Below are 17,209 nucleotides of genomic sequence, written 5' to 3'. Positions count from 1 at the left end.
TTCAGTCCTCTTCAGTCGCCCGCCGCCTGCGTCTCTTCTGTCGCGAAGTCGCGCTCGCTCATCTCCTCGACCGAAAGGTGACAGGAGATGTGGTGGCCTGTGTCCGCCTGTTTTTCCTCCAGTTTCGGCTCGTCCGTTTCGCAGACATCGCCGATTTTCTTCGGACAGCGCGTCTGAAACGGACAGCCAGACGGCGGATTCAGCGGGCTCGGCACCGCACCTTCCAGGAAGATGCGCTCTGCGTCTCTGTCTGGGTCGGGATGGGGAACCGCCGACAGCAGACTCTCGGTGTAAGGGTGGTACGGCGGCGCGAACACTTGCTCGACCGTCCCGAACTCCGCGATTTTGCCGAGATACATCACAGCCACGCGGTCGCAGATGTGCTGGACGACGCCGATGTTGTGCGATATGAACAGGTACGACAGCCCCTCTTCGGCCTGAATCCGGTCGAGCAGGTTCAGAATCTGGGCCTGCACCGACACGTCGAGCGCCGAGACGGGTTCGTCGCAGACGATGAGTTTCGGTTCGGCCGCGAGTGCGTGCGCGATGGCGACCCGCTGTTGCTGGCCACCGGAGAACTCGTGAGGGTACTTCTCGGCGGCGTTCGCAGACAGGCCGACGCGTTCGAGCAGTTCACCGACGCGCTCGCGTTTCTCCTCGCCGGTCGCCACGTCGTGTTTCTCCATCGAGCGCCCGATGATTTGGCCCACCGTCTTGCGCGGGTTGAGCGAACTTTGGGGGTCTTGGAAGATCATCTGCATCTCCTCGCGCAGACTCCGAACGTCCGAACTCCCGAGTTCGTGAAGCGGTTGCCCGTCGAAGTACACCTCCCCGTCGGTCGGTTCGAGGAGTTTGAGTACTGTCCGGGCGACCGTCGATTTCCCACAGCCAGACTCGCCGACGAGACCGACCGTCTCGCCCTCGTGGATGTCGAAGCTGATGCCGTCTACTGCCTTGACGTACTGGCGTTCGAGCGTCGGCATCCCGCCGTCCGCGCGGGCGAGCGTGAGGTTGCCGAGGAAGCCGTCGCCCGCCGAGAAGTGCTTTTTCAGATTCGTTACGTCGAGCAGTGGGTCGCCGCGTCGGTCCACCTGCTTCGTCGGTTTCTCGGCGTCCGCTCGTGACGCAACTTCCGTCTCGGCGCGCGACTCACTCAGGTCCAACTCCTCGGCGTAGATGCACGCCGCCTGCGAGTCCGACCCTGCGACCGAGAGCAGTTCGGGGTCGCCGCCGACGCGACAGTCTTCGGTTGCGTACTCGCATCGAGGCGCGAAGTTACAGCCCTCAGGAAGTTCCGTGAGGTCCGGCATCGCGCCGTCGAGCGTCGGCAGTTCGCCGCCCGCCGCAGTTCCTTGGGGAATCGCGTCGATGAGGCCCCGCGTGTACGGATGTCGCGGCCTGTCGAACAGGTCGTGCAGGTCTGCGGTCTCGACGAGGTTGCCCGCGTACATGACGCCCACGCGGTCGCAGGTCTGGGCGACGACGCCGAGGTTGTGCGTAATCATCAGCACGCCCATGCCCAGTTCCTCCTGCAAGTCGTTCAGCAGGTCGAGAATCTTCGCTTGCGTGGTCACGTCCAGCGCCGTCGTCGGTTCGTCGGCGATGATAAGGTCCGGTTCGCAGGAGAGGCCGATGGCGATGAGGACGCGCTGGCGCATGCCCCCGCTGAACTCGTGGGGGTAGTCGTCGAAGCGTTCCTCGGCGTCGGGAATCTCGACTTCGCGCATCGCCTCGATGGCGCGCTGTTTGGCCTCCTCGCGGTCCACGCCTTGGTGGTGGGTAATCGTCTCCACGATTTGCTCGCCCACTTTCAGCACGGGGTTCAGCGCGGTCATCGGGTCCTGCGGGATGAGCGCGATTTCGTTGCCCCGGACCTGCTGGATTTCTTTCTCCGAGTACTCCAGCAAGTTCTCGCCGCGGAACAGGACTTCCCCGCCGATAATTTCGCCCGGCCAGTCGATGAGTTGCAGGAGCGAGCGAGCAGTCACGCTCTTGCCCGCTCCAGACTCACCGACCAGTCCCATCGTCTCGCCAGCGCGGAGCGTGAACGACACGTCGTTCGACGCGACGACTTCGCTGTGTTCGCCGTGGAAGACGGTCCGGAGGTCGCGCACGTCGAGCAGTGGTTCCGATTCGTCGTCTCGATTGGTATTCCAACTCATGATTCGATAGTGTCCACCTTCGGGTCCAGCACGTCGCGCAGGCCATCACCGAGCATGTTGAAGCCGATGACGGTGATTGCGATTGCCGCGCCGGGGAACAGCACCATCCACGGCGCGCTCTGCAGGAAGCCTCTCCCGACGTTTATCATCAGCCCCCACGACGGCGTGGGTGGCTGTGCGCCCAGTCCGAGGAAGGATAGGCTCGCCTCCGCCAGCATGGCGAACGCGATGTTAAGCGACCCCTGCACGAGCAGCGGAGCCATGCAGTTGGGCAGCACCTCGCGGAAGACGATGTAGCCGTTGCCCTCCCCGCGCGAGACGGCCGTCTCGACGTACGCCTCGTTGCTCTCCGAGAGCGCCGCAGAGCGCCCGACGCGAGCGATGTAGGGTGTGTACACGAACGCCAGTGCGAGTATGACGTTCTGTAGCTCCGGGCCGAGGACGACCATCACGGTCAGCGCGAGCAAGACCGGCGGGAACGACATCGCCGCGTCCATGAATCGCATCAACGTCTCGTCTACGAGGCCGCCGAAGTAGCCCGAGACGACGCCGATGACGGTGCCGACGACGAGCGCGGCGGTAATCGCGCCGAAGCCCACCTTGAGCGAGATGCGACTGCCCATCACGACGCGACTGAAGATGTCCCGTCCGAGGTCGTCCGTGCCGAACGGATGTTCGAGCGACGGCGCTTCCGTTCGGTCTTCGACGCTCGTCGCCGAGATGGAGTACGGCGCGATGAACGGCGCGAAGATGGCGACGAGGACGAGCGTGAGGACGATGCCGAGTCCGATCATCGCCTTCGTGTTGCGCCGGAACTTGCGGGCGAATTTTGCGTAGCGTTGCTTCTGGGCAGTCGAGATGAACCTGGAGTCCTGTTCTTGCTCGTTCGTCTGTGTTTCGGCAGCCATCAGTCGTCACCTCCGTAGCGAATTCGCGGGTCGAAGTAGGCGTACGCCACGTCGGCCGCGAGGTTCGAAATCATGTAGATGAGCGCGACGACGATGACACAGCCCTGAATCAGCGGGATGTCCCGAGACTGAATCGCAGTCAGCGTCAACCGACCGATGCCCGGCCAGAAGAACACCTCTTCGAGAACGACGACGCCGCCGAAGGCGTAGCTGAACTGGAAGGCGACGACCGTAATCACCGGGATAATCGCGTTCTGGAGCGCGTGTTTCAGCACGACGACGCGCTGGGTCATCCCCTTCGCGCGAGCGAGGTTGATGTACTCCTCACCGAGAACCTCCAGCATCGACGAGCGCGTCATCCGCATGATGTAGGCCGTCAGCGCGAACCCCATCGACGCGGCCGGGAGGACGAGGTGGGTGAACGTCGCTACTGGGTCCTCCGAAATCGGTACGTAGCCACCCGTCGGGAAGAGATTCATCCACACCGCGAAGACGAGGATGAAGACGAGTCCCCACAGGAAGATGGGAATCGAGATGCCGACGAAGCCGAACATCGACGCCAGCAGGTCTGGCGGTTCGTTCTGCTTCACGGCGGAGATGACGCCGAGCGGAATCGCCAGCACGACTGCGACCAGCGTGGCCGCCGTCGCGAGCAACAGCGAGCGCGGGAGCTTTTCGGCGATGAGTCCCATCACGGGCTCCTCGAAGCGGAGCGAGGTGCCCATGTCGAACTGCAAGAGACCGAAGACCCAATCGACGTACTGGACGTACAGGGGCTTGTCCAACCCCATCTGAGCCTGCAAGGCTTGAATCGACGACTCGCTGGCGTTCGGCCCGAGGATGAGCAACGCGACGTTGCCCGGCAGGACGTTCGTCACCGCGAACGTGATGAGGGTGACGAAGAACAGCGTCACCACCATGAACCCCAGTCGCCGGAGCATGTAGTTGGAGAGCGACATGTAGTAGTGACCCCGTTAGCTGTCGAGCCAGTTGTCGCTGAATCGAAGCGTGGAGCCGTCCGGTGCGCCGATTTTGCCCTTGTACTCCGGCTGGGCCGCGTAGAGGTTGGCCTGCCAGAACAGGAACATGTGTCCCGCCCGTTCGTTGTGGAGAATTTCGGTCGCCTTCTTGTACTTCTCGGCTCGCGGCTGTTCGTCGTACATGTGGCGTGCCTCTTCGACGAGCGTGTTGTACTCGTCGTTGGTCCAGCCAGTGAAGAAGAACGCGCCGTCCGGGTGTAGGAACTTGTAGAACGACACGTCGGGGTAGTACAGCGCGAGGTAGCTCGACGTGGTCGCTTGGAAGTTCTGCTTGCTGTACACGTCCGAGAGCCACGTACTCCACGTAATCTTCTGGATGTTCAGTTCGATGCCAGCCTCCGCGGCTTGGTCGGAGATGACCTTCGCGGCCTGCACCTGCGATGGGTACGACTGGGGAATCTTGAACGAGACGGAGTAACCGTCCGACATGCCCGCCTTGTCGAGATGCTCTTGGGCCTTGTCGAGGTTGCGCGAGCGAGGCTGGACGTTCTTGTTCACCCACGGGCTACCAGGTGCCGCTGGTGACGCAGTCGTTTGCCCAGTGCCGTACAGCGCGGCCTCCGCGACCTGTTGCTTGTCGAAGGCGTAGTCGAGCGCCAGACGGGCGTCCTTGTTGTCGAACGGTTTCTGGTTGCAGTTCATCCCGAGGTAGACCAGCGACTTCGGGAAGTTCTTCTCGAAGCGAACCGACGAGTCGTTCTCGATGGAACTCACGTCCTTCGGCGGGACGCCGTTGATGAAGTCGTACTCGCCAGCGCGGAACGACTGGAGGCGAACGCTCGGGTCGCCGATTTCGCTCTTGACGACCTTGTCGAGGTGGGGGCCGTTCTCGCCCGCGTTCCAGTAGTCCTCGAACTTCGTCATCGTGAACGACGTCTCGATTTCCCGGCTCTCGAACTTGTAGGGGCCGGTGCCGATTGGTTCCTTTATCTTCTTCGTGCTGGTCTGGCTCTCCGGGATGACGTGCATCTCGGACGTCGCCATCCGCGCGAGGAACGGCGCGAACGGTTCGGTAAGCTGGATGTTGAACTGGTAGTCGCCGGGCGCTTCCATCGAGTCCACGAAGTCGAAGAAGCCGGTGGCGAGGTACTCGCCGTTGGCGACGCGCTCGAACGACGCTTTCACGTCCGCAGAAGTCATTTCTCCCCCGTCGTGGAACTTCACGCCCTCTTGCAGGGTGAACTCCAGTTTCGTGTTGTCCTCGGACGTAGACCAGTCCTTCGCGAGATGCGGGTTCAGCGAGTAGTCGAAGTCGAGGCTGATGAGCGGTTCGGTGATGTTCTCTAACACGCGCTGACTCGCCGCCGCACTGTCGAGGTGGGGGTCGAGCCCCTGCACGGGGACTGCGCCGCCCCACTGGAGCGTGCCACCCGCCTTCGCCGACATGCTCTGGGTCGTCCCGTCGCCTCCGCCGCCACCGGAACCGCCCGAGTTGTTGTTGCTACCACCGCTATCGTTGTTGCTGGTACAGCCAGCCAGCGCGAGTGGCACCGACGCGCCGACCGCACCGACGAATTGCCGCCGATTCAGCGGACGGCCGCTACCGCGGTTACTTCCGTCACCACCATTGCTATCGTTTGGCATAGCAAGTCGTTTCGAGCTACACGGCATAAAACTTCTGGAACAGAACCTATCTGCGTGTTAATTCTATTAACGTTTCCTAAATCGCAACTAAGGCGAACATATGTACGAAATGAGAACGCGGTCGGCCCGAACGCCTGGCAACCGGCGACGCGAGGAGCATGATTACTTATAACTAACGTGCAGAAACGAGCTGAAACCGCTACAGAGCGGAGTTTCGAGCGTTTGTCGAGAATGAAAACCGTGCTAGTGAGAAACAAACAAGTGTCGCTCCCTGAAACGGAGGGTATCGACCATGGAGGTACAGCAGACGCGACTTCGAAACGACGTCGAGACGAACGGGGAGTTCGGGGCAGTGGGAGTAGACGACGGCCACGGCCGGACGGTCTTGACGGGTACCGAAGCGGACAGACGAGCACGTAGATACTTCGTGGAGCGACTGGAGGACGCAGAACTGGACGTACGTATCGACGCCGTCGGCAACGTCGTCGGCCGCTGGACGCCCGACTCCGCAGACCCCGAGGCGGCACCCGTGGCCGCCGGGAGTCACCTCGATTCTGTACCTGAAGGGGGAATCTTCGACGGCCCGCTCGGTGTCTACGCCGCCTTAGAGGCCGTTCGGGCGATGCAGGACGCCGAACAGGACGCCGATTTCGAACCCACTCGACCCGTCGAAGTCGTCTCGTTCACCGAAGAGGAGGGCCAACGGTTCGGCGGCGGTCTCGTCGGGTCGGCCGTCGCGGCGGGCGACATGAGCGTCGAGGAGGCGCTGGCAATCGAAGACGACGGCGAGTCGCTCCACGAGGCACTCGAAAGCATCGGCTTTCTGGGCGACGGACGACTCGACGCCAGCGAGTGGGACGCCTGGTTCGAACTCCACATCGAGCAAGCAGAGCGACTGGAACGAGCGACCGTCCCCGCGGGCGTCGTGACCACGATTACCGGCCTGTCGCGTTGTCACGTCGAGATACAGGGCGAAGCGAACCACGCAGGAGCCACGTCGATGGACGAGCGCACGGACGCGCTCGCGGCGGCCAGCGAGTTCGTCGGTGACGTGGAGCGCGCCGCGAACGAAGTCGTCGCCAGCGACGCAGAGAGTGCCGTCGCGACAGTCGGGAAACTGGACGTGACGCCGAACGCGCCGAACGTCATCGCCGGGAAAGTAGAGTTGACCATCGACGTGCGAGACGTGTCCCACGACGCCATTCACCGACTCATCGACCGAGCGCACGCCAGCCTCCAGCGTCTAGAGACCGACCGCGGCGTCGAGACGACCATCGAGCATCCCTGGGACCGCGCGCCGGTGCCGATGAGCGAGCGGTGCCGCGACGCGCTCCACGAGTCGGGCGCGTCTGCTGGCATCGAGACGCTGAATCTGCACTCTGGAGCGGCCCACGACACGATGCACGTCGCGGAGGCGACGGACGCCGCGCTCCTCTTTGCTCCCTCTCGGGACGGCATCTCGCACAATCCGATGGAGTGGACTGACTGGGCGAACTGTGCGGCCGCCACGCAGGTGTTGGCCGGGGCGATGGCGAGATTGGCCTCGCGGTGAGACGTCGGGGATTTTTCGAGTAATTGGCAGTAGTCGGGGGAGAACCGCACAAATTCAGAGTTGCACGAAATGCGAACGCTAGATTCGAAACTACGGGCGAGCGTCGAATGTGGCGATATCTGTATCTTCGAGCCGTCTCGGCTAGCGTTGGTAGTTCGGGCGGACGCGTCGGCGTCCCTCAAATGCCACCAAACTACCGTTTTCGGCAGTTTCGAGGATGTACGATACGCGAACAACTATGACCCTGCAATGGGTACGTTCACACATGACAGAGGAGGCGACCGGGGAATCACCGCGCATACTCAAGACCGTCTCGCGCGCACTCGAAGTCATCCGCGCGCTGGAAGAGTTGGACGGCGCGGGCGTGACCGAACTGGCGAACCACCTCGACATCTCCAAGAGCGCGGCGTACAACTACCTGATGACCCTCGAAGACCAGAAACTCGTGGTCAAAGAGGGCAGTTCCTACTCGCTGTCACTCCAGTTCCTCCTGCTCGGCGAATACGTCCGCAACAAGAACACGCTGTACGAGACCGGCAAAGAACAGATCGAGAGCCTCGCCGAGGAGACCGGCGAGTACGCGCATCTCGCGACCGTCCAGCACGGACTCAGCGTCAACCTCTACAAAGTTCGAGGCGACAAAGCGGTCGGGAGCGACTACCAGACCAGCAAACTCCAGCGACCCGACTACCTCCACTTCTCGGCGACCGGTAAGTCGATGCTCGCGCACCTGCCCGAAGAGGAAGTCGCCGACATCGTCGAGCGTTACGGCCTGACCCGCAAGACCGAGAACACCATCACCGACTCCGACGAGTTGCTCGCCGAACTCGAAGAGATACGCGAGCGAGGCTACGCCTACAACGACGAGGAGGAAATCGAAGGCCTACAGGCAATCGGCGCGCCGATTCGTGACCGCTCGGGACGAGTTCTCGGCGCGCTCAGCGTCTCTGGGCCGGTCCGGCGGATGAGCGACCCCGACTACCACGACAGCATCGTCGAGAAAGTCACGAACGCGGCCAACGTCATCGAGGTCAACATCAACATGGCCGAGTCGAGCGACGACCTGCCGGGGTTCGCCTGACGACATTCCGGAAGCTGGCGATACCACGCCCTTCTGCCGACACCAACGCCCTTTTCGCGGCCACTTTCCTACGTTCGCCCAATGACTGCCGCTATCGAAGTCGAGGACCTCCGCAAGCAGTACGCGGACGTGCAAGCGCTCGACGGCGTGGACCTCACCGTCCCGGAGGGGAGTTTCTTCGGTCTGCTCGGCCCCAACGGCGCGGGCAAGACCACGTTCATCAACATCCTCGTCGGACTGGTTCGCCGGTCTGGCGGCCGAGCGGAGGTGTTCGGCCACGACGTAGAGGACGACTACCAGCAGGCCAGAGACGCGATTGGGCTTGCCCCCCAAGAGTTCAACGTGGACCGATTCTTCCCGATTCGAGAAGTATTAGAACACAAAGCGGGCTACCACGGAATTCCAAAATCAGAAGCGCGCGAGAAGGCGGACGAAGTGCTGAAACGCGTCGGCATCTACGAGAAGCGCGACACCCGATTCAACTGGCTCTCGGGCGGGATGAAACGCCGGTTCGTCCTCGCACGGGCGCTCATCACGGAGCCAGACCTGCTGATTCTGGACGAACCCACCGCGGGGGTGGACGTGCAACTACGCCACGAACTGTGGGACCTCATCACCAAACTCAACGAGTCGGGGACGACGATTCTGTTGACGACCCACTACATCGAAGAGGCAGAGCGACTCTGCGACGAAGTGGCGATTCTGGACTCGGGCAACGTCGTGACGGTGGCGACCCCGGAAGAGTTGATGGACCGCGGCCCGGACAAGATTCGGGTCACGCTCCGGAATCCGCCAGCGAGCGCGCCGTCGCTGTCGCGCGGTTCGCTGGCCCAAGATTCGGACGCCAGCGTCCAGTCGGTCGAACTCGAAGACGACCAGTTAGTCGTCACCGCGACGAAGGGTGGTCTGGTCGCACCGGACTTGGTGCGGGAGTTGGACAAGTTGGGCCACGAAATCGTGGACCTCGACATTTCGCGGACTTCGCTCGAAGAGGTGTTCGTAGACATGACTCGTGAAGAAGACGGAGAAGCACGCGCGACAGAACCAGTTGCGGCCGATGGGGGACGACAGGGAGGCGACGACCGATGAACGTCCTCTCGAACTGGACGGGCTTTCGAACCCTCGCCAAGCGCGAGATTCTGCGATTCATCCGACGGCCCCGCAACACCTTCGTCCCGCCGTTCGTCACGAACGTGCTGTACTTCGCGGTGTTCGGGGTGATTCTGGGAGACCGCGTCGGGAGCATCTCGCTCGCGGGAAGTGAGCCAATCGAGTACATCGCGTTCATCCTCCCCGGACTCGTCGTTCTCGGAGCTATCTCGAACGCCTTCGAGAACGCCTCCTTTTCCATCTTCCACGGCAGGTGGAACGAGTACATCGAGGAGACGCTGACATCGCCGATGCCCTACTCCCGGATGGTCGCGGCGTACATCGTCGCCGGAGCCACGAGAGGATTGCTCGTCGGGTCTCTCATCGCGGTCATCGGCGCGTTCTTCGTCGAGCAAGTCGCCATTGCACAACCGTTCTACCTCGTCGCGTTCGCGCTCGTCATCACGCTCCTCTTCTCCAGTTTCGGAGTCGTGGGCGGCCTCTGGGCGGACGACTGGGACAACCTGACCATGATGAACCAATTCATCGTCAGGCCGATGGTGTTCTTCGGAGGGGTCTTCTACGCCGTTCGCGAACTGCCGTCGCCGTATCAGGAACTCTCCCTGCTGAACCCGATGGTCTACATGGTAAACGGCGTCCGCTACGGTTTCTTGGGAGTCGCGGAGGTTGACCCCACGATTTCGCTCGCGGTGCTGTCCGGACTCACGGCCGCAATCGTCGCGCTCGACGTGGTGCTGTTCCAGCGCGGTTACGGGTTGACGGACTAACTACCTTATTCGAGCAGGCCGCGAAGACGACCCAATATTCCGCCGTCTTCTGCCGTGTCGTCGCCCAAATGAACGGTTTTCGCCTCTTGCTCCTTCGCCACGGCGACCGCTCGCTCGACGAGGCCGTCGGGGTCGGTCACGGCGTTTCGAACTGGCGTCACGACGGTCGGCAGGTCCGAAAATCGAGTCTCTTCGACCCGAACGTCGGCGGCGACGATGGCGACGTCCGCTCGTTCGATGTCGGCGGCCGTGAGTTCGTTCTCCGTGCCCATCGCGCCCTGCACTTCGACTTCTATGTCGTGTCCGGCCTCGGCCGCGGCCCGCTCTAGCGACTCCGCACCCATCTGGCTGTGGGCGATGCCGGTCGGACAGGCAGTGACTGCGACGAGATTCATCGTTCCTCCGTGAGTAACGCGGCTACTTCATCGTTCGTACTCGCCGCAACGACGCGTTCTGCGAGTGCCGTCGCCGCGTCACGGTCGAGGCCGTCCAACCGTCGCGTAATTGTCTGGATGGCGTCCGGGGCGACGCTCAGTTCGGTCACGCCCAACCTGACGAGCAACGTCGCCAAGTCTGGGTCGGCCGCCATCTCCCCGCAACATCGAACCGGAACGTCGGCCTCAACCGCCGCCGCAGTCGTCCGTTCGATGGCCCGCAGGACGGCCGGTTCGGTCGGCGACGGGTCGGTGTCGCGTGCGGTCCCGAGGACGTGCCTAGCGAGGTCGTTCGTGCCCAGCGACAGCGACGAGACCCGAGCGGCGATGTCGGGTGCGAGTTCGACGGCCGCAGGCGTCTCGACCATCGCTCCAAGAGTCGGCTTCGCGTGAGAAATTCCCGCCGCGGCGAGGTCGTCTACGACCGACGCTAACTCGCTTCGAACGCTGCTCACTTGCTCGACGCGCGTGACGTGCGGGAGGACGAGAGAGAGTTCGCCTGCGCTCTGGCTTGCGGCCCGACAAACTGCGCGCAGTTGGGTCCGGAGCACGTCCGGGTTGGCGAGCGACCACGCGATGCCACGCGGGCCGTTTTCGTCCTGCCCGAGGAGCGGTTTGTCACCACCGAAGTCGAACGTGCGAACTGCGACGTGTCCTTCGGGGAACGCATCGCCTGCCTCGGTGTAGGCCGCGACCTGCTCGTCCTCTCCAGGAACCTGTCCAGTTCGGAACGCGAGGACTTCGCTCCGAAAGAGACCGACCCCGTCCGCACCTCGGTCGCTGGCAGTCGCTGCTTCGAGACCCGACCCGACGTTCGCCGTCACCGTCAGGTCGCTCCCGTCTAACATTTCTATCTGACTCAAAGGTGCTTCGGTGGGGTCCTCCCCGAGAGACACAGCATCCGGGCCGATGACGACTCGACCGTCGGTGGCGTCCACTGCGACTTCGGTCCCGCTCTCGACTGCAGTCAGTCCGTCGCCGACGCCGACCACGCACGGCACGCCGCGAGACCGGGCGATGATGGCGGCGTGAGCGATTGGACTCCCAGCGACGGTGGCCACGCCTGCCACGCGCTCGGCGTCGAGTCGAACCGCCTGCTGTGGCGTCAATCGCTCGGCGAGTATCACTGCACCGTCGGGGGTGTCTGCGACCGATGGCTCGTTCTCGCCGTCGAGTTCGCTCAGCAGTCGGCCCCGAACGTCGCGTAAGTCGTCTGCCCGCGTCGCGGTTCGGCCGCCGCGCTCTTCGAAGGTCGCTATCCACTCGTCGAGCGCGTCGCCGATTGCGCGCTCTGCGGAGTCGCCCGCCTCGATAGCGTCCTCGATTCGCTCTTCGAGCGCGGGGTCAGACAACAGCGTCTCGTGGGTCGCCAGCACGTCCGCTCCGTCGTCGTCACCCAGCGTCGAGGCGAACTCGCGCCCGGTTCGAACGACCTCGAAGACGCGTTCGCGCGCCCGTTCGAACCGAGCGCGCTCGGTCTCCGGCGAGCGGTCGGCCGTCGTTTCTGGGACCGCCGACTGACTGACCCAGAACGCGGGACCCGTTGCGCCACCGGCACCGACGCCCTCGCCGTGGAAACCGGTCACGTCTCGCCCTTCCCGGACAGTACGGCGACGACCGCTTCGACGGCCGCTTCGGCCTCTGGACCGGTCGCGCTCACTGCAATCTCCGTACCGCTCTCGACTCCGAGCGCGGTGAGTTCGAGTAAGCTAGTCGCTCGTGCAGTCTCCGAGTCGTACTCGACGGTCACGTCCGCTTCGTACTCCGAGACGGTGTTGACGACGATTCGGGCGGGCCGGGCGTGGAGTCCCGCTTCGCGTTCGACAACGCAGTGTCGGGTCACGCGACCGCCTCCCGGAGGAGTTCTACGACGGCCTGCTCCGAGTCTGCGGCCGCGAGTCGGTCGCGGAACGTCGGGTCCACGAGCGAACGCGAAAGCTGACTCAACACGGCGAGATGGTCGCCGCCGCCGTCTTCGGGAACGAGCAGACAGAACAGGAGGGTCGCAGGGTCGTCGTCTGGCGCGTCGAAATCGACGCCGTGCGAGGAGCGCGCGAACGTCACCGTCGGGCGCGTGACGGCCGCCGTCATCGCGTGGGGGACGGCGACGCCGTTTCCCATCCCCGTCGGGGCGTCCGACTCCCTGTCCAGAAGAGCAGACCGGGCCGCGTCCCGGTCGGTCACGCGGCCGGCATCGACCGCGAGGTCGAGCAGGAAGTCGATGCAGGCCCGACGTTCTGCGGGCGGTTCGGCCAACGTGACGAGGTCGAGGGTAACGAGTTGTGCCGACTGCATCGAATTACTCTCCTTGGGCAGTTCCATCGGTATCAACCCTCGGTCTTCGGAGCGTCGCAACGACGGCCGTGACGCTCGCTCCGAGCGCGATGCAACCGAGGAACGCACCGGGGTGGTTCGAAAGGGGGACGACGAGCAGGCCCCCGTGGGGTGCAGGCATCGTGACCCCGAACCCCATCGAGGCCGCCCCACCGACGACGCTACCGAGGACACACGACAACGTTGTCCTGCTGGACCCCGTCGTCGTGTACGCGAGCGCGCCCTCGGTGACGAACGAGAAGCCGCCGACTACCGCGGTCTTCGCTTGGTCCCGGTCGGCGTCCGGGTAGCGCTTCGGGGCGAGTGCGTGAGAGGCCGCCAGTCCGAGCGGCGGAATCATTCCCGCGACCATGACTGCGGCCATCGGTCTGAACAGCAGTTCGGGGAGCAGGCCGACGGCGAAGACGTACGCGACCTTGTTGAGCGGGCCGCCCATGTCGGCGGCCATCATCGCCCCGAGGACGCCGCCAAACGCGACCATCACCGGTAGTGACGCTTCTCGAAGGAGGAATTCGACGTAGTTCGTCGTCAGCGCCAACGGAACGCCGAGTATCAAAACGACCGGTGCGAGGAGGGCAGTGACCGTCACCGGCAACACGAGGACGGGCAACAGCGGTTCGATTGCGTTCGGAACGTCGAGTTCTTTCGCCCAGTTCACGGTGACGCCAGCGAGGAGGCCGACGATGAGCGCGCCGAGATACCCCGCTTGCGCGTCGCCGGTGTTCACTCCGAACAGCGTCGCCGTCGCCTGCAACAGGCGGGCGTCTTGGACGAGCGAAGCGAGGACGAATCCGGGCGCGAGTCCCGGTCGGTCTGCCACGCCGTAGGCGACGAACGCGCCGAGAATGGGGACCATCGCGCTGAGCGCAACGGTGCCGATGGTGACGAGATACCACGGTAGGGTTCCGAGGTTCCCGCCGATAGTCGTGGAGTTACCGAGTGTGTAGCCTGCCGCTTGGAAGACGCCAGCCACGGTGACGAACGGAATCATGTACGTGACACCCGTCATGAGGTCGGTCCTCACGCGACGGAGTGTGCCACTGGCTCCGGCCGGTCCGTCTCCCATGCTATACTATCTCATGTACGAAGCACGGTAAAACCTTTTCCGAAACTGTTCGTTTCTGACTGGAGTTACTCGTTCACTGGGGTTCGACCGAGAGCAGACGCGCGTCCTCGCAAACGTCCGAAAGCGACGGCACGGTCGTCCCCGGTGCTTCGACAGCGCGAGCGGCGACTGCGACGCCGTACTGGACGACCTCCCGCGGCGAATTCCCCTCCGCAGACGCTTTCAGCACGCTCGCCAGAAGTGCGTCACCCGCTCCGGCAGTATCGACTACCTCCGCGTCGGGCGCGGGGACGTACAACACGTCGTCTCGGGTCGCCAACACGGCCCCGTCGGACCCGAGCGACGCCACCACGCGCTCGAAACCGCTCGCTCGCAGTTCTCGCGCGGCCGCACAGCACTCTTCGACGCTCCCGGTCGGCATCCCAGTCGCAGTTGCGAGTTCGCTACGGTTCGGTTTACAGAGCGCGTAGGGCACCCGGAGTCGCTTCAGGAGCGCTCCCTGCAAGTCTACGACAGTGTTCCAGTTGCCCGCAGTTGCGATTCGGTCCACCGTCGTCGCGCCGAGTCCCGGCGGCAGACTCCCAGCGACGACGACCGTCTCGGGGTCGTAAGTTCGAATTTTCTCGATGATAGCTTGGACGGTCCGGCGTTTCACGCGGTGGCCCGACTGGTTTATCTTGTACTCGCCGTCGGTCGAGAGTATCGTCGTGTTCAGTCGGGTACAGCCGGACATCTCTACGAAGTCGTTGGGAATCTTCGTCCGGCGGAGTTGCCGCTCCACGAAGTCGCCGAACAGTCCGCCGACGAGACCGGTCGAAGTCGTCTCGACGCCGAGCGCGTCGAGGTACTTCGAGACGTTGATGCCCTTGCCTCCGGCGTCGTACTGGTCCAGTCCTGCACGATTCACGGACCCGGCTTCGAGCGGGCCGTCGAGTTTGATGGTGTGATCGACCGCGGGGTTCAGCGTGACCGTCAGAATCATTCGCTAACCTCGTCCACCACGTCGACGCCCGCCGCCTCGAACGCCTCCAGTAGTTGGCCGTCGAGGCTCGCGTCCGTGATGACGAGGTCGATTTCGTCGAGGCTGGCGAACTGCACGAAGCTCTTCCGACCGAACTTGGTCGCGTCGGCCACCAGCACGACTCGCTGTGCCTTCCCGCACATCAGTTGCTTCATCCGCGCCTCGTCCTCGTTCGGCGTCGTGAGTCCCGCGTCGGGCGCGACGGCGTTGGTGCCGAGGAACACTTGGTCGAAGTTCGTCCGTTCCATGAACGCCTCGCCGGTCGGGCCGACGAGGGCCCGCGTCTGCTCGCGGAGCGTCCCGCCGGTCAACTTCACGTCTTGGCCGTTGTCCGAGAGTTCGAGCGCGAGTTGTGGCGAGTTCGTCGCCGCGATGAACTGCACGTCGCTCGGTGCGAGTTTGGCGACTTCCATCGTCGTCGTCCCGGAGTCGAAGAAGACCACTTGGTCGTCCTGGATTTCTTCGCGGGCGCGAGCGGCGATTGCACGCTTCGCGTCGAGGCTCTGAACGCCGCGTTGGCTGTAGGACTGCTCGCTCGCCACGGTGCGCACCGGAAGCGCGCCGCCGTGGGAGCGTTCGAGGAGTCCTTCGTCTTCGAGGTCGCGGAGGTCGCGGCGAATCGTCGCCTTCGAGACGTCGAGCAGTTCCGCGAGTTCGGCGACGGAACAACCGTCCTGCTCCGTCACGGTTTCGACGATGTCGCGTTTGCGTTCGGCTGGAAGCATGCGTGAGTATGTTCGCTACCCTCGTTGAAGGGTTCGGGGACCTTTTTGTTTTCGCTCGCGGTTGTTCGTTCAGTGGAGGAGGACGAACGCGAACGTCAGCACGGCACCGATACCCGCGACTATCGCACCGCCGTAGACCGACGTGACGTAGTTGAAGGCGGCGACGCACGTCAGGCCGAAGGCGAGTACGGACAGGACGGCATCCGACGTCTCCACGTCCAGACCGCGTCCTAGTTTCACGTCTCGTCCCACGTTCACGCCTCACTTTGGTCTGCGACGACTTCGGCGTCGGCGCGTGCCTTCGACTCGCCTTCCTCGGCGAACGTGAGACACTCGCTGGTCGCCGCGTCGAAGTAGTGAATCGACTCGCGGTCGAACTCCACGCTCACGTGGTCGTCAGTCTCGACCGGGACGCCGGGGTCTACCGACGCCTTGATGATCTGGTCGCCGAGTCCGAGTTCGAGGACGGTCTTCTCTCCCTGCGGTTCGACCACGTTCACGGTCACGGGAACTCCATCTGGCCGGAGCGTCACGTCTTCGGGGCGGACACCGAGAACGACGCGTTCGCCCACCTTGCCCGTGAGGTCTTGGCGATACTCGGCCGAAACTTCGTGTTCGATGGGACCAGCGTCGAGGACGAGTCTGTCGTCGCGCTCTTCGAGGTCGCCTTCGAGGAAGTTCATCGATGGACTGCCGAGGAAGTCGGCGACGAACATGTTGCGCGGATTGTTGTAGACGAACGTCGGCGGCCCGACCTGCTGTATCTCGCCGCCGTCCATCACGGCGATTTGGTCGGCGAGCGTCATCGCCTCGATTTGGTCGTGGGTGACGTACACCGTCGTCGTCTTGAGTTGGTCGTGGAGTTTGTTGAGTTCCGCACGCATCTGAATCCGGAGTTTGGCGTCCAGATTCGACAACGGTTCGTCCATCAGGAACACATCTGGCTCCCGGACGATAGCCCGGCCGAGCGCAACGCGCTGTTGCTGGCCACCAGACAGTTCGGAAGGCCGACGGTCGAGCAACTCCGTAATCTGGAGCAGGTCCGCGGCGTCTTCGACGCGCTCGGTGATGACGCTCTCCGCCTCTCCTTGCTGTTCGAGTCCGAAGCGCATGTTCTCTCGCACCGTCTTGTGCGGGTAGAGCGCGTAGTTCTGGAACACCATGGCGATGTCGCGCTCGTAGGCGCGCCGGTCGTTGACTCGCTCGTCGCCGATGGAGATGTCGCCGTCCGTCGCCCGTTCGAGTCCGGCGACCAGTCGGAGCGTCGTCGTCTTCCCACAGCCAGACGGCCCGACGAGGACGGTGAAGCTCTCGTCCGGCACGTCGAGCGAGATACCGTCTACGGCGACCACGTCGTCGAACTTCTTGACGAGGTCGGTCAGGGTCACTTCAGCCATCGATACCACCGTTCGTCTGCGTGTGTTC

Annotated in this window: 17 protein-coding genes; 4 read left to right on the top strand and 13 right to left on the bottom strand. The window is 63.6% G+C overall.

Annotated elements, in window-relative coordinates:
- Positions 1 to 11: 11 nt before the first annotated feature.
- Genes F7R90_RS01775 through F7R90_RS01760 form a run of 4 tightly spaced genes read right to left on the bottom strand, consistent with a single transcriptional unit; the run spans position 12 to position 5,694 of the window.
- On the bottom strand, positions 12 to 2,162 hold the full coding sequence (locus F7R90_RS01775; protein ID WP_158055571.1) for a dipeptide ABC transporter ATP-binding protein: 2,151 nt from the start codon (positions 2,160 to 2,162) through the stop codon (positions 12 to 14).
- Entirely contained in the window at positions 2,159 to 3,070 is a 912-nt protein-coding gene (locus F7R90_RS01770) for an ABC transporter permease (RefSeq protein ID WP_158055570.1), read from the bottom strand. The genes F7R90_RS01775 and F7R90_RS01770 overlap by 4 nt, the downstream gene beginning before the upstream one ends.
- Positions 3,070 to 4,029 carry an ABC transporter permease gene (locus F7R90_RS01765; RefSeq protein ID WP_158055569.1) on the bottom strand — a complete coding sequence of 320 codons (960 nt, stop codon included), beginning with the start codon at positions 4,027 to 4,029 and terminating at the stop codon, positions 3,070 to 3,072. Before F7R90_RS01765 ends, F7R90_RS01770 begins: the two co-directional genes overlap by 1 nt.
- 15 nt (positions 4,030 to 4,044) lie before the next feature.
- Positions 4,045 to 5,694 carry an ABC transporter substrate-binding protein gene (locus tag F7R90_RS01760; RefSeq protein ID WP_158055568.1) on the bottom strand — a complete coding sequence of 550 codons (1,650 nt, stop codon included), beginning with the start codon at positions 5,692 to 5,694 and terminating at the stop codon, positions 4,045 to 4,047.
- A 292-nt stretch (positions 5,695 to 5,986) separates the two neighbouring features.
- Here F7R90_RS01760 and F7R90_RS01755 point away from each other — a divergent pair, with 292 nt between their 5' ends.
- The 4 genes from F7R90_RS01755 to F7R90_RS01740 all read left to right on the top strand — a co-directional run bounded on the left by F7R90_RS01755 (position 5,987) and on the right by F7R90_RS01740 (position 10,204).
- Positions 5,987 to 7,246, top strand: coding sequence for a M20 family metallo-hydrolase (locus F7R90_RS01755; protein ID WP_158055567.1), 1,260 nt, complete (start codon positions 5,987 to 5,989; stop codon positions 7,244 to 7,246).
- Positions 7,247 to 7,511: 265 nt separating this feature from the next.
- The gene (locus F7R90_RS01750; RefSeq protein WP_158055566.1) at positions 7,512 to 8,327 is read left to right on the top strand and encodes an IclR family transcriptional regulator; all 816 of its coding nucleotides are present in this window, start codon (positions 7,512 to 7,514) and stop codon (positions 8,325 to 8,327) included.
- Between the two features lie 81 nt (positions 8,328 to 8,408).
- Positions 8,409 to 9,416 (top strand): ABC transporter ATP-binding protein, encoded by a 1,008-nt coding sequence (locus tag F7R90_RS01745; RefSeq protein ID WP_158055565.1) that lies wholly within the window; start codon positions 8,409 to 8,411, stop codon positions 9,414 to 9,416.
- Positions 9,413 to 10,204, top strand: coding sequence for an ABC transporter permease (locus tag F7R90_RS01740; RefSeq protein WP_158055564.1), 792 nt, complete (start codon positions 9,413 to 9,415; stop codon positions 10,202 to 10,204). The genes F7R90_RS01745 and F7R90_RS01740 overlap by 4 nt, the downstream gene beginning before the upstream one ends.
- A 5-nt stretch (positions 10,205 to 10,209) precedes the next feature.
- Here F7R90_RS01740 and F7R90_RS01735 read toward each other — a convergent pair whose 3' ends face one another.
- From F7R90_RS01735 to F7R90_RS01700, 9 genes are all read right to left on the bottom strand, one after another.
- Positions 10,210 to 10,599, bottom strand: a complete 390-nt coding sequence (locus tag F7R90_RS01735; RefSeq protein WP_158055563.1) for a PTS fructose transporter subunit IIB — start codon at positions 10,597 to 10,599, stop codon at positions 10,210 to 10,212.
- A complete protein-coding gene (locus tag F7R90_RS01730) occupies positions 10,596 to 12,224 on the bottom strand; it encodes a putative PEP-binding protein (RefSeq protein WP_158055562.1) in 1,629 nt (542 codons plus the stop codon). Before F7R90_RS01730 ends, F7R90_RS01735 begins: the two co-directional genes overlap by 4 nt.
- On the bottom strand, positions 12,221 to 12,481 hold the full coding sequence (locus F7R90_RS01725; protein WP_158055561.1) for an HPr family phosphocarrier protein: 261 nt from the start codon (positions 12,479 to 12,481) through the stop codon (positions 12,221 to 12,223). The genes F7R90_RS01730 and F7R90_RS01725 overlap by 4 nt, the downstream gene beginning before the upstream one ends.
- Entirely contained in the window at positions 12,478 to 12,960 is a 483-nt protein-coding gene (locus tag F7R90_RS01720; RefSeq protein ID WP_225741229.1) for a PTS sugar transporter subunit IIA, read from the bottom strand. Before F7R90_RS01720 ends, F7R90_RS01725 begins: the two co-directional genes overlap by 4 nt.
- Positions 12,938 to 14,038, bottom strand: coding sequence for a PTS fructose transporter subunit IIC (locus F7R90_RS01715; RefSeq protein ID WP_158055560.1), 1,101 nt, complete (start codon positions 14,036 to 14,038; stop codon positions 12,938 to 12,940). Before F7R90_RS01715 ends, F7R90_RS01720 begins: the two co-directional genes overlap by 23 nt.
- A 73-nt stretch (positions 14,039 to 14,111) precedes the next feature.
- A complete protein-coding gene (gene pfkB, locus F7R90_RS01710) occupies positions 14,112 to 15,020 on the bottom strand; it encodes a 1-phosphofructokinase (RefSeq protein ID WP_158055559.1) in 909 nt (302 codons plus the stop codon).
- Complete coding sequence (glpR, locus tag F7R90_RS01705) at positions 15,017 to 15,784, bottom strand: HTH-type transcriptional regulator GlpR (protein WP_158055558.1); 768 nt, start codon at positions 15,782 to 15,784, stop codon at positions 15,017 to 15,019. Before glpR ends, pfkB begins: the two co-directional genes overlap by 4 nt.
- 69 nt (positions 15,785 to 15,853) lie before the next feature.
- Positions 15,854 to 16,024 (bottom strand): hypothetical protein, encoded by a 171-nt coding sequence (locus tag F7R90_RS21985; RefSeq protein ID WP_192498377.1) that lies wholly within the window; start codon positions 16,022 to 16,024, stop codon positions 15,854 to 15,856.
- A gap of 14 nt (positions 16,025 to 16,038) precedes the next feature.
- A complete protein-coding gene (locus tag F7R90_RS01700; RefSeq protein WP_158055557.1) occupies positions 16,039 to 17,181 on the bottom strand; it encodes an ABC transporter ATP-binding protein in 1,143 nt (380 codons plus the stop codon).
- Between the last annotated feature and the right edge of the window lie 28 nt (positions 17,182 to 17,209).

It is taken from the genome of Halorussus halophilus, from assembly GCF_008831545.1.
GTDB classification, from domain to species: domain Archaea; phylum Halobacteriota; class Halobacteria; order Halobacteriales; family Haladaptataceae; genus Halorussus; species Halorussus halophilus.
The sequence above is the reverse complement of the archived record's forward strand: the minus strand, read 5'-3'. Positions and strand labels throughout refer to the sequence as shown.

What these genes read in the sequence shown, in the direction of transcription:
- F7R90_RS01755 (WP_158055567.1), top strand. Translation starts at nt 5,987, where the DNA reads ATGGAGGTACAGCAGACGCGACTTCGAAACGACGTCGAGACGAACGGG.
- F7R90_RS01760 (WP_158055568.1), bottom strand. Translation starts at nt 5,694, where the DNA reads ATGCCAAACGATAGCAATGGTGGTGACGGAAGTAACCGCGGTAGCGGC.
- F7R90_RS01740 (WP_158055564.1), top strand. Translation starts at nt 9,413, where the DNA reads ATGAACGTCCTCTCGAACTGGACGGGCTTTCGAACCCTCGCCAAGCGC.
- pfkB (WP_158055559.1), bottom strand. Translation starts at nt 15,020, where the DNA reads ATGATTCTGACGGTCACGCTGAACCCCGCGGTCGATCACACCATCAAA.
- F7R90_RS01745 (WP_158055565.1), top strand. Translation starts at nt 8,409, where the DNA reads ATGACTGCCGCTATCGAAGTCGAGGACCTCCGCAAGCAGTACGCGGAC.
- F7R90_RS01775 (WP_158055571.1), bottom strand. Translation starts at nt 2,162, where the DNA reads ATGAGTTGGAATACCAATCGAGACGACGAATCGGAACCACTGCTCGAC.
- F7R90_RS01765 (WP_158055569.1), bottom strand. Translation starts at nt 4,029, where the DNA reads ATGTCGCTCTCCAACTACATGCTCCGGCGACTGGGGTTCATGGTGGTG.
- F7R90_RS01770 (WP_158055570.1), bottom strand. Translation starts at nt 3,070, where the DNA reads ATGGCTGCCGAAACACAGACGAACGAGCAAGAACAGGACTCCAGGTTC.
- F7R90_RS01735 (WP_158055563.1), bottom strand. Translation starts at nt 10,599, where the DNA reads ATGAATCTCGTCGCAGTCACTGCCTGTCCGACCGGCATCGCCCACAGC.
- glpR (WP_158055558.1), bottom strand. Translation starts at nt 15,784, where the DNA reads ATGCTTCCAGCCGAACGCAAACGCGACATCGTCGAAACCGTGACGGAG.
- F7R90_RS01700 (WP_158055557.1), bottom strand. Translation starts at nt 17,181, where the DNA reads ATGGCTGAAGTGACCCTGACCGACCTCGTCAAGAAGTTCGACGACGTG.
- F7R90_RS01715 (WP_158055560.1), bottom strand. Translation starts at nt 14,038, where the DNA reads ATGGGAGACGGACCGGCCGGAGCCAGTGGCACACTCCGTCGCGTGAGG.
- F7R90_RS01750 (WP_158055566.1), top strand. Translation starts at nt 7,512, where the DNA reads ATGACAGAGGAGGCGACCGGGGAATCACCGCGCATACTCAAGACCGTC.
- F7R90_RS01720 (WP_225741229.1), bottom strand. Translation starts at nt 12,960, where the DNA reads ATGGAACTGCCCAAGGAGAGTAATTCGATGCAGTCGGCACAACTCGTT.